This is a genomic window from Chitinimonas prasina (assembly GCF_030160395.1).
GTDB lineage: Bacteria > Pseudomonadota > Gammaproteobacteria > Burkholderiales > Chitinimonadaceae > Chitinimonas > Chitinimonas prasina.
Map to the genome: position 1 here is coordinate 594,820 of NZ_BSOG01000002.1, position 11,346 is coordinate 606,165.

The window sequence follows — 11,346 nt, forward strand, 5'->3', positions numbered from 1 at the left end:
CTGTAGGCCCTAGAATCCCCTGCATGACCCAACTGACACCACAAGCCCTGCTTGCCATTGCCCACCAACGCCGTCAGGCCGGCGATCTACTGGCTGCCGAGAACTTCAGCAATATGGTGTTGGAAAAGCATCCTGATTGCCGCGAAGCCTGGCTGTTCAAGGCACAATTGGCAGAACTGGGGGGCAAAGCTGAAGAGTTGGCTGCTGCGCTGGCAAAGGTGGAACGGCATAGCCTAGGGGCCTCTGCCGCCTACCTGACGGATATGGGCAACCTCTACCGTAGCCAGCGTCAGCACGCCGAGGCTGGCAAGGCCTATCGGCGTGCTGTTGAAACACAACCCGACTATGCCCAGGGCTGGAACAACCTGGGCGTCAATGCCCATGAGCGCGGTGACGATGCAACGGCCGAGGCAGCCTATCTGCAGGCCATGGCACTGGCACCCGACCTGGCCCTGGCACATAACAATTACGCCGCATTGCGCCACTTGGCGGGTGATCTGAATGCGGCCAGCCAACACTATAGGCTGGCCATAGAGCTGGACCCTGGCTACGCCGTCGCCTGGAAAAACTACGGCAGCATTCTGCAGGAGCAAGGGCGCTATGCCGAAGCGATGCGTGCCTACGACCAGGCTGCGCGGCACCGCCTGCATTACGCCGATGCCATCTCGGGCAGCCTGTATATGCGGCTGAACCTGCTGGAATGGGATGGATTGTCACAGCAATTGGGCAGCCTGAGTAGCGCCTTGCAGCACGACAAGACCGCACGCATCTCGCCGTTCGTGCATATGGCAGTGGATAGCAACCCGGCCATGCAGCAGCAGATATCCCAGCGATGGGCCGGCCACTATACGCCGCAGCCCTTGCCTGGCCGGGCTGTCACACCGGGCAAACGCATCAGGCTGGGCTATGTGGGAGCCGATTTCTTTGCCCATGCCACCAGTTGGCTCACTGCCGGCCTGTTTGCCGGACACGACCGTACACGCTTCGAGGTCTGGGGCTACGACTATGGCCTGGATGACAACTCCGACGTGCGTGGCCAGATCAGCAACAGCTTTGACCATTTCGCCCAGGTACACGCGCTGGATGCCGAACAGCTGGCGCAGCGCCTGCGAGACGATGAGATTGATATCCTGATCGACCTGAAAGGCTGGACCCGCAACAGTCGCAGCCAGGTCATGGCTTGGCGACCCGCACCGGTGCAGGTGCACTACCTGGCCTACCCCGGTACGCTGGGCGCGAATTGGTGCGACTACCTTATCGCCGACAAACAGGTGATCCCACCCGGCGCCGAGCAGTACTACAACGAGGCGGTGGTCCGGCTACCCCACTGCTATCAGATCAATGCAAGGCTAGCCAACGCCAGCCCCACCCCTAGCCGGCAATCGGTAGGCCTGCCTGAAGCCGGCTTTGTTTTCTGCTGCTTCAACCAGCACTACAAACTCTTGCCGGCGATGTTCGACTTGTGGATGCAGTTGCTACAGCAAGTACCCGGCAGCGTGTTATGGCTATTGGCCACCTCGCCCCACAATTGCGAAAGACTGCGACAAGAAGCCCACAAGCGCGGCGTTGCCACTGACCGATTGGTGTTTGCGCCGCCCCTTGCCCAAGGCGAACACCTGGCACGCCTGGCTTTGGCAGACCTAGCCTTGGATACCCTGCCCTGCAATGCTCACACTACGGCCAGCGATGCCCTGTGGGCAGGGGTGCCCTTGCTGACCTGCGTGGCTGACAGCTTTGCCAGCCGGGTTGCTGCCAGTTGCCTGCATGCCATTGGCCTACCTGAACTAGTCACTACCTCCTTGCCCACCTACCAGGCGCTGGCCCGCCAACTCGCGACCGAGCCGGCACAATTGGCAGCATTGCGAGCCAGACTGGCGGACAACCGGTCAAACTGGCCCCTGTTCGACAGCCAGGCCAGCATTGCAGCGCTGGAGCGCGCTTATGAGGCCATGTGGGCACGCCAACTGGCTGGCTTGCCGCCAGCCGGGTTCGATTTACCTTAGCGCCAGTACCGGACCAGCCGCGCCTAGCGCCTGCGCCGATCCTGGCTAAAGCGCGGTCTGTCGTAGAACTCGGGTGGCCGTCGGCGCACCCAGGCGAGAAAGCTGGCTATCGTCGCATGCGCCTGGAGCCTTTCCACAGTATGGAAATGCTCGGCAAGCTCGCGCTCGGTAAACACCGCGTGCAGTGTCTGATGGCAAATCTTGTGCAGGCGCACAGTCTCCCTGCCACCCAGGCTGCGCGGTATCAGATGATGCTCGTCTACCGTCGTGCCTTCCGGCAGCAAGCGGCCACACAGGGCGCAGTGGGTGGCAGGCACCCCCCTAGCCTGCAAGGTCTGACATTGTCTCGGGTGCTTTGCCATTGCCAAGCCCGCCAGTCTTTGCCACTGCGGCGTGTTGTGCTGGGTGCATGAGCCCCCCGCCTGCCTGCGGCTGACACCTAGGCCTAGCTACCCTGCTTGCCAGCCTGCTCCACCACATTGCGGAAAAAGCCATACACACCCTCGTCGTTCATGCTGCGCGCACTGGCCAGTTCGCCCGCGCGGGTGGCATACAGCACGCGCTGATCCGGTGCCAGCACAACCACGGCAGGTATCCCCTTCTTGATCGGGTTGCCATAAACCGTATCGATATCCAGATTCTTGTCGAAACGACCCACATCAACCTTGACCACCTTGAATTCCTTGGCGATCAGGGCCGCATTCTTTTCGGTCTTCAAGGCCGTATCCAAAGCGACACAATCCTTGCACCAGTTGGCGCCGAACACCAGCAGCACAGGCTTCTGCGCCTTGCGTGCCTCGATCAGCGCCTGCTTCACGTCGGCACGGGCATCTGCGGTTTCGTTATAAGGTTGCTCTCCCGCGTATACGTTCAGACTGAATAAAAGACCAAGGAGCAGACTGAGTTTCTTCATGACGTAACCAGGCAAAAATGGAAGACCGAAACAGATTACCGCGTCAGCGATTGTCCTGCTACCCAACCTGCACCGTACGTTGGTCGCCCCGTACTGGCAGGTGACTCGCCTATCTCATATAACCAAGAAACGGGGCGTAAGTACAAGGAAACTGCCATGCGGTTGCTGGCTATCACAGTGTTGTACAAGGCAACCATGTTGGCGTACACGCAAAGCCTGTGTGCTGATGTCATTCGCCACATTCAGCGGCTATGACAACCCTACCGTCAGCGCCGCTCGACCAGGACGCCATCATTCCCGAGCACTTGGCCAACCCACTAACAACCGAGCATGGTGCGGATCGCCCGCCTGGCGAGGGCGGAAGCCAGCATCTTTATGAAGCATTACGGCTAGCCTCTGAGGCGCAGCACCAGTTGGAACTGGCATTATGGGCCAGTGGGGAATCCATTTGGGAATGGGAGGCTGCGTCTGACACCGTTACCATCCGGACCTTCATCGTCGCGAACCATCCACCCGACATCGTCGTTCTCAATAGCCAGGATTGCTTTGCCCGCGTGGAAGCAGACGACCTGGAACAGGCGCGCCTCGCCTGGAACATGCATGTGCTCGGCAATGCAGATGCCGTCGATATTTCCGTCAGGGCCAGCATGGAGGGGAATATCCGCTGGCTACGCATACGCGGGCAAGCCGTGTCGCGCAGCGATGAGGGACGGGCGTTGCGGATGGTTGGTACGGTCAAGGATATTACGCGCTACCGCGAGGCCGAAGAGTCGCTGCGCTTGATGGCCTCGGCCTTTGCCAGCTCGCGCGATGCCATGCTGGTGCTGACCGAGCAATGGCAGATCATCGAGACCAATAGTGCCTTTACTGACCTGATCAAGCTGAAGCTCCATCAGTTGGCGGGCGAATCACTGAGTCGCTTTGTTGACCTGCCCGATAACATGCTCAGACGGCTGCAGCGCTTGGGACACGCCCAGGCAGAAAGCTTGCTGCAACTGACACATGAACAACAGCTGCCGGTGGAGATCAGCATCAGCAGCTTTGCCTCAAGTAACGGCAGCGCGCCCTACCTGATTGCCACCTTGCGTGACATACGTGAGCGCAAGCAGGCAGTCAAAGCGCTGGAGCGCATGGCCAGACAGGATGCGCTGACCCAGCTACCCAATCGCAATGCCTTTCAGGAGGAACTGGAACAGCGCCTGCCTCACGCCAGCGAGTACAACCCCCTCGCCGTATTGTTCATAGACCTGGATGGATTCAAGCGCATCAACGACTCGCTGGGACATGAGGCGGGTGATGAGCTGCTGCAAATTGTGGCTGGCCGGCTGCTCACCATGCTGTCACCCGCCGACACGCTGGCGCGCTGGGGTGGTGATGAGTTTGTCGCCATGCTGGGTGATACGGCATCCATGCGGCAATTGGAAGAACTGACCGCACGCCTGCTTGAGGCCATGCGCATGCCGATATCTGTCAGAGGGCACCAGGTGAGTGTGAGCGCCAGCATAGGCATAGCCTTGGCACCGCAGGATGGCTACGACTCGGGCACGCTAATGCGCCATGCTGATTCGGCCATGTATGCCGCCAAGCAAAGCGGGCGGGACCGGGTAGACCGCTATCGGCCCGAGCTGGATAGCGATGCCCTGAGCCGTATCAAACTCACCAGCCTGTTGCGGCAGGCTGCCGAGCGCAGCCAGCTTACCTTTGTAGCCCAGCCCAAGGTGAAAGCCGATGGCCGCGTAGTGGGTTGCGAATTGCTGGTGCGCTGGACAACCAAGGAGTTCGGTGCCGTTTCACCTGTCAGCTTCATTCCCATTGCCGAGGAAACTGGCATCATTCTCACCATAGGCCACCAGGCCATACGGGAAGCCGCCCTGCTGGCCAGGCAGTTGCAGCAGACTGGCCAGCAGATCTCGGTCGCCATCAATCTCTCACCCCTGCAGATACGGGATCCGCAACTGGAGCAAGTGCTGCTGTCGGCCTGCCGGGAAGCAGATATCTCGCCGATGTGCATACAGATAGAGCTGACAGAATCTGCCTTTCTCGACAGCAAGCAGGTAACCGGCCTGTTGCTGCATACCCTCAAGGCGCATGGCTTTGTGCTGGCGCTGGACGACTTTGGCACAGGCTACTCCTCGCTCAGCTACTTGCGCGACCTGCCTTTCGATGTGATCAAGATAGACCGGGCCTTCCTGCACGACATCGATCGTGACGAGCGCTCGGCCAAGCTATTGGCTGGCATCGTGGATCTGTGCCGCGCATTGGATATGGAGACCGTGGCCGAGGGACTTGAGAGTCGTAGCCAGCTGGCAGTATTGAGCCAGCTGGGCATAGGTGAGTACCAGGGTTTTTACTTCCATAAGCCCATGGCGCAGAGCGATTTCATTGCTCTGGTAAAGGATGCCAGCCCGCAGCATCCGGCCTAGTGCATCAGGCCGCCAGCCCAGGACAGCCTTGTTCCACGGCCGCATTGGCGCTCAATGCCGCGGCTACGCGCACGGCGTGCTTGGCGCGACTATGGGCTTCCGGCCCATGGGCCGCCGCCGTGGCGCCCCAGATCGCCTCCATATTGATATAGGCCGAGAACGACTTGGGGTCGATGGCGGCAGCAATGGCATAGGCATCCTGGCTGGTATCTCGGCGCAGTATCAGGCTGGTGGGTGTGCCCTGGGGGCTGATGAAGGTCGCCACCGCCGGTTGCTGCGCATTGCTGCCCTGCTGCAAAACTACACCGACTTCACCACTGACCAGGCGTACCAGCATACCCGGAGGGTATATGCCCAGGGTCTTGATAAAGACGGCAGCAACGGTGGGATCGAATGCCTTGCCGCGCTCCAGCAAGATACCCCGCAGCGCCACATTGGAGGCGACTGCAGGGCGATAAGCACAGGGCACAATGCGGGCACAGAAGACATCTGCGAGGCACAGTAGCTGGGCCTCGACGATGCAACGTGATCTGCCTGGATAACCAGAACCATCAAAATGCTCATGGTGCTGTTCGACGGCAGTCAACCAGACCGGGTCCGTCACGCCGGCACGCAGCAGCAGTTCTCGTGCTTCCAGCGGGTGCCTGTCTAGCCGGGCGCGCTGGGTGGGCGTCAGCGGTTCTGCCTGCTGTTTGAGTTCATCCTGGTAGTCCGCCATGGCCAGATTCATGGTCAGCGCAGCCGCTACCACCGAACCTTCCCTGTCCTTGGTCATTTTCATGGCGCGGGCAACCAGGCGCACTACCGTCGCCACATTGATCATGTGGCGGGTCGCATAGCGTCCCTCCTGGCGCAACAGCACCATGGCCATGGCCACGTTCTGATCATGGCTGCAGGCGGCATCGATATGCTGAGTGATCTCTTCAATCCCCCGAAGGAACACGCCTTGCCGTATCACCTGCTCGACATTGCCCACCAGGTAATCCAGCTTCTTGCGCGCCACAGCCAGAGTTGCCGTCACCGAGGGTGGCTTGATCGGTTCGGCCGGTACTTCGGCCCGCGTACGGGCTAGTGCTTCCGCATCGGCATAAAGCCCAACCCGCACCAGCCTGTCCAGCTGACCATCACTGCTGATGACGTGGCCCTTGCTTAGCAGCAAGCGCCCATTGCTATCGCAAACATCCCATTTCAAGGCCTGTCCGATCTGTATATCGGAGGGCCGAACTCGCGCATTCCCCACGCCGTATCCTTTGCAAGCGGCTTGTTCTGCATTGCGCTGAATTCCTCCTTGCCGGAACCCTCCAACAGCCTCAACCTCCAGGCCAAGCAAGACGCGGATGACAAATATCGGCGCCCACACTCAGGGCGTATAAGGCGATATTTTCACGGGCAGCGCTGCGTGATCGGGAAAGCAAGGTTATCGGGAGCGCCACCGTCGCATCACGACAGGATGGATATCCAGTACCCCAGGGGCGTATGCGTCCTCCAGTCATCCGCCGACACTAGCAAAGCCCATCTATGCGGGTTTTCCCTAGCAAAGGCGGCAAGCTACAGAAATATCTTATTTGCTGATATGGAAAGACTGCCTAATTTTATGGCAGCCGACGAACGGCAGATATGGCCAACACCACTTAATCAAAATGGTATGGCATAAACAAACCAATCCAACACCAGCAAGCAGGAAAATAGCATGCAAGCACCACAAATCTCACTTTGATTCAGACACTTGCCCAACTCTAGCGACGCAGCGTGAACTGGTCACACACGCGCCACTCCGGTGCCTTCTGCCCCGCCGCCTCTACCCAGATGGGTCGCTTTGCCGCAGCATCCGGGTTAGCTTGCCAGCGTTGCGGTACTTGGTCCGTGCCCAACATATAGCCATGCAGATTGCCTTGGGCATCGATACAGAAACGCAGGAAACCCTTGTAACCCTGCCAGGCCAGGGGTGAAAAGGCATTGTTGCCCAGATAGCCACAGCGTGCCATCAGGGCAAAGTAGCAGCCAAAGGTCAGCCCGCCTATGGCAGCGCCCAGCACGATCAGCATGGCGCCCTTGAGCAAGCCCGCCAGGACAGGCAGCAAATAGTGGCACAAGGCGGCACCCATACTGGCCACATCTGCCCAGGGATAGCGCGGCGCAGCCACGCTGCTGGCCAGAAGGTGGAATTGCCCATAGCGGCTCAGCAGCCAGTACAGGCTGGCCGCCCAGAACATATGCAACAGGGCGTGGGGCACACCGGTCAACACCCCCACCCTGGGCCCGTCCTCTCTGGCAATGGCGCAGCAAAGCACCAGCAGCAAGGCATGCACGGCAAAGGCCAGCGGGCTGAAGAACAGCGCCTTCACCCACAATGCCAGAAACGATCCATAGTCCAGCCTGGCAAACGCCGCAGGTGGCAGGAAACCGTCGGCATGGAAGGAATGGGAGAAAACAAAGGCGTTGCAATAGACCGCAGCCCAATACAGCACGCCCAGCAGCAAGGGAAACAACATATTGCCCTGCACGATGTTCTGCCACAGCGCAGCCGGGCTCTCCAGCAATTCTGACCAGTGCAGGCCACCGGCAGACTGAAACAAGGCCCGCCAGTTGCGCCAGGACAGGCAACGACTCTGGGCTGGATCGGGGTAGCTGCACTGTGCCTGATAGCCGCGCAGTTCCGCTGTATCGGGCGTGTCTACCGTCCCCACCCTGACGCGCTGACGCAGGTCGTCGGTCATGGCCTGCTCGTCCACCTCCAGGCACATGCGCTTGGCCTGCGAGGTCTTGCGTGCGTGCGTGGGGTGCAGAAAGGCGCCGCCGCTACCACAGGTAATCAGCGCATCATCAAAGTCCAGGCCACCCTCGCCTCGCGCGGCGGTTTCCCTGACATAGTGATGCAGATCTCCTGCCAGGCGCATACGTACGCGTGCCCCCTGTGCCAGCAGCAGCGCCTCCAGCCGCTGGTAGCGCTTGGCATAGCCCGGTCGGGCGGCATCGCCCAGTGGGCGGGTCCAATACGGTTCCGGGTACAGCAGTATCACGTTCTGCCCTGGCTGTACCTGGGTACGCACCAGGTCCCGCAGCACCTCGTACTGCTCGCGATCCAGATCGCCCAGCAAGGCGAAATCCAGGCCAAATAACCACCAGCCGTGAGGTAGCCGTGCCACAAAGTAGCTGCGCGACTGTGGCGTATGGGCGTTGAGGAAGCCATCGTCATGATCGTCCACGAAATGCCGCTGAAAGCTGGAGATATTGTCGAACCAGTCATGGTTCTGCGGGATCGCCAGCACAGTCCGTCGCGCCTCGTCCTGCGCAGGCCTCGCCGCCTCCCACATCTCATTGAAGCGGTACTGGTACTCCTCAGTGCCAGCGCCGGGGTAGGCCATATCGCCCCCCAAAACCAGCAGCCTGCCAGCCGGCAAGCGCAATGCATCAGCGCCTGGCAGCGGCATCTCAGGAGCCAGCACCGCCTTGGCCACCGTGTAGGTAGCATTGCCGCCATCGCCGGTATCGGAGACGAAATCCCACCAGAATGCATCGTCCTCAGCCAGACTTGTGGCGTCAAAGGCAGCGAAGTCGCCACTGTATAGCTCGCGCCGATCCAGATTGCGGTTCTGGTCGGCCGTGGACACCATTTCGCGGGCTGAGCGTAACAACACGGCTGGGTTATACCAGGCCACTGGCCAGCGGCGATGTGGCGGTGCGCCAAGGCCATAGTTGTAGTCACCCATGTGTCTTCCCCCATTGTTCTAAGTCTGCTGTTTGTTAGCGCACGGCAGGCCGCAACGCAAACTCAACGATACAAGAAAGCACTACACCAAAAACAAAACGCCACCCTAAGGTGGCGTCTGTCTACCGTGGCTTGATCAGGCTTACTTGATCATACCCTTGCTCTTCAGCAGCTCGAACATGGTCTTGCCGATCTCGGCCGGGCTACGGGTGTAGGCAATACCGGCCTTCTCGAAGGCAGCGAACTTCTCTTCTGCCGTACCCTTGCCGCCGGAGATGATGGCGCCAGCATGGCCCATGCGCTTGCCCTTGGGGGCAGTCACACCGGCAATGTAGCCCACGACTGGCTTGGTCACATAGGCCTTGGCAAACTCAGCGGCCTCCTCTTCAGCCGAACCACCGATTTCACCGATCATGATGATGGCGTCGGTGTCCGGATCGTCTTGGAACAGCTTCAGTGCATCGATATGGCTGGTGCCGGGGATGGGGTCGCCACCAATGCCGATACAGGTGGACTGGCCCAGGCCCAGGGCGGTGGTTTGTGCCACGGCTTCGTAGGTCAGGGTGCCGGAGCGCGACACGATACCGATACGGCCAGGGTTGTGGATGTGCCAAGGCATGATGCCGATCTTGCACTCACCCGGGGTGATGACACCGGGGCAATTCGGGCCGATCAGACGAATACCGGCTTCATCCACGGCACGCTTGACGTACAGCATGTCTATCGTCGGCACGCCTTCGGTGATGCAAACCACCAGCTTTACACCAGCGTCGATGGCTTCCAAGATGGAATCCTTGGCAAACGGTGCCGGCACGTAGATCACCGAGGCATCTGCCTGGGTCTCACGGGCGGCATCGCGCATGGTGTTGAACACCGGCAGGCCCAGGTGGCTGCTGCCGCCCTTGCCCGGGGTCACACCGCCAACAACCTTGGTGCCTACCTTCAGCGCCTGCTCGGCGTGGAAGGTACCGTTCTTGCCGGTAAAGCCCTGCACCAGCACTTTTGTATCTTTGTTAACCAAAACGCTCATGGTTTTTTCCTTTGTTCGTGCGGGTGATTAGGCAACGGCCTTGACGGCAGCCACGATCTTCTCGGCAGCATCATTCAGGCCTTGGGCCGAAGTCAGCTTGAGGCCGGATTCATCCAGAATCTTGGCGCCCAGCTCCGCATTGTTGCCTTCGAGGCGAACCACGACCGGCACGGTCACGTTCACTTCCTTCACGGCAGCGATAATGGCCTCGGCAATCATGTCGCAACGGACGATGCCACCGAAGATGTTGATCAGCACGCCCTTGACCGACTCATCGGCCAGGATCAGCTTGAAGGCTTCGATCACGCGCTCCTTGGTGGCGCCGCCGCCCACGTCCAGGAAGTTGGCTGGCTGACCGCCCTTGAGCTTGATGATGTCCATGGTCGCCATGGCCAGGCCAGCGCCGTTGACCATACAGCCGATATTGCCTTCCAGCGCCACATAGTTCAGATCGAACTCGGAAGCCTTCAGTTCACGGTCATTCTCTTGCGACTTGTCACGCAGTGCCACGATGGATGGCAGGCGGAAGGCGGCATTGCTGTCGATGCCGATCTTGGCATCCACACAGCACAGCTCGCCATTGCCACGGATGGCCAGCGGATTGATTTCGAACAGGGCGAAATCGTTTTCAACGAATGCCTTGTAGGCACCCATCATCAAGCCAGTGAACTGCTTGATCTGGGTATCGTCGAGACCCAGGGCAAAACCGGTTTCGCGAGCCTGGTAAGGCTGCAGGCCAACCAGCGGGTCAACCACGGTCTTGATGATCTTCTCGGGGGTGTTGTGGGCGACTTCTTCGATCTCCACGCCACCTTCGGTCGAGGCCATGAACACGATGCTACGGGTGGAGCGGTCCACCACGGCGCCCAGGTACAGCTCGCGCTGTACGGGGTACATGTCTTCACACACCAGCAGGCTGTTGACAGGCTGGCCCTTGGCGTCCGTCTGGTAGGTCACCAGGCGCTTACCCAGCAGCGACTTGGCCACATCGGCAGCTTCGTCGGCGCTCTTGACCACCTTCACGCCACCGGCCTTGCCGCGGCCGCCAGCGTGTACCTGGGCCTTCACAACAGCAAACTTGCCAGCCATGGAACGGAAGGCGTTGGCGGTTTCTTCCGGCGTGGTGGCCAGGATGCCCTTTTGTACCGGCAGGCCGTATTTGGCCAGCAGGTCTTTCGCTTGGTATTCGTGGAGGTTCATTGCAACTTCCTTTGTCTAAGGTGTGAGGAGTGAGGCGTGAGGAGAAAAGCGCAGCGTGCAACAACTCA

Annotated in this window: 8 protein-coding genes; 2 read left to right on the forward strand and 6 right to left on the reverse strand. The window is 60.0% G+C overall.

Annotation, left to right across the window (positions count from 1 at the left end):
- The first annotated feature begins 23 nt into the window (after window positions 1-23).
- Window positions 24-2,003 carry an O-linked N-acetylglucosamine transferase, SPINDLY family protein gene (locus QQK16_RS09760; protein ID WP_284196268.1) on the forward strand — a complete coding sequence of 660 codons (1,980 nt, stop codon included), beginning with the start codon at window positions 24-26 and terminating at the stop codon, window positions 2,001-2,003.
- Window positions 2,004-2,026: 23 nt separating this feature from the next.
- Here QQK16_RS09760 and QQK16_RS09765 read toward each other — a convergent pair whose 3' ends face one another.
- Together QQK16_RS09765 and QQK16_RS09770 are read right to left on the reverse strand one after the other, a co-directional pair.
- Complete coding sequence (locus tag QQK16_RS09765) at window positions 2,027-2,320, reverse strand: hypothetical protein (protein WP_284196269.1); 294 nt, start codon at window positions 2,318-2,320, stop codon at window positions 2,027-2,029.
- A 128-nt stretch (window positions 2,321-2,448) separates the two neighbouring features.
- Entirely contained in the window at window positions 2,449-2,916 is a 468-nt protein-coding gene (locus tag QQK16_RS09770) for a thioredoxin family protein (RefSeq protein WP_284196270.1), read from the reverse strand.
- 251 nt (window positions 2,917-3,167) lie between these two features.
- On the opposite strand from QQK16_RS09770, the gene QQK16_RS09775 reads away from it, so the two are divergent.
- Window positions 3,168-5,339 carry a putative bifunctional diguanylate cyclase/phosphodiesterase gene (locus QQK16_RS09775; RefSeq protein WP_284196271.1) on the forward strand — a complete coding sequence of 724 codons (2,172 nt, stop codon included), beginning with the start codon at window positions 3,168-3,170 and terminating at the stop codon, window positions 5,337-5,339.
- A gap of 4 nt (window positions 5,340-5,343) precedes the next feature.
- Here QQK16_RS09775 and QQK16_RS09780 read toward each other — a convergent pair whose 3' ends face one another.
- The 4 genes from QQK16_RS09780 to sucC form a co-directional block, all read right to left on the reverse strand.
- Window positions 5,344-6,531 carry an HD-GYP domain-containing protein gene (locus QQK16_RS09780; RefSeq protein WP_284196272.1) on the reverse strand — a complete coding sequence of 396 codons (1,188 nt, stop codon included), beginning with the start codon at window positions 6,529-6,531 and terminating at the stop codon, window positions 5,344-5,346.
- Window positions 6,532-7,075: 544 nt separating this feature from the next.
- Window positions 7,076-9,049: a metallophosphoesterase gene (locus QQK16_RS09785; protein WP_284196273.1), complete on the reverse strand. Its 1,974-nt coding sequence runs from the start codon at window positions 9,047-9,049 to the stop codon at window positions 7,076-7,078.
- Between the two features lie 141 nt (window positions 9,050-9,190).
- The gene (gene sucD / locus QQK16_RS09790; RefSeq protein WP_284196274.1) at window positions 9,191-10,078 is read right to left on the reverse strand and encodes a succinate--CoA ligase subunit alpha; all 888 of its coding nucleotides are present in this window, start codon (window positions 10,076-10,078) and stop codon (window positions 9,191-9,193) included.
- A 27-nt stretch (window positions 10,079-10,105) separates the two neighbouring features.
- Window positions 10,106-11,278, reverse strand: a complete 1,173-nt coding sequence (gene sucC, locus QQK16_RS09795; RefSeq protein ID WP_284196275.1) for an ADP-forming succinate--CoA ligase subunit beta — start codon at window positions 11,276-11,278, stop codon at window positions 10,106-10,108.
- Window positions 11,279-11,346: the final 68 nt, after the last annotated feature.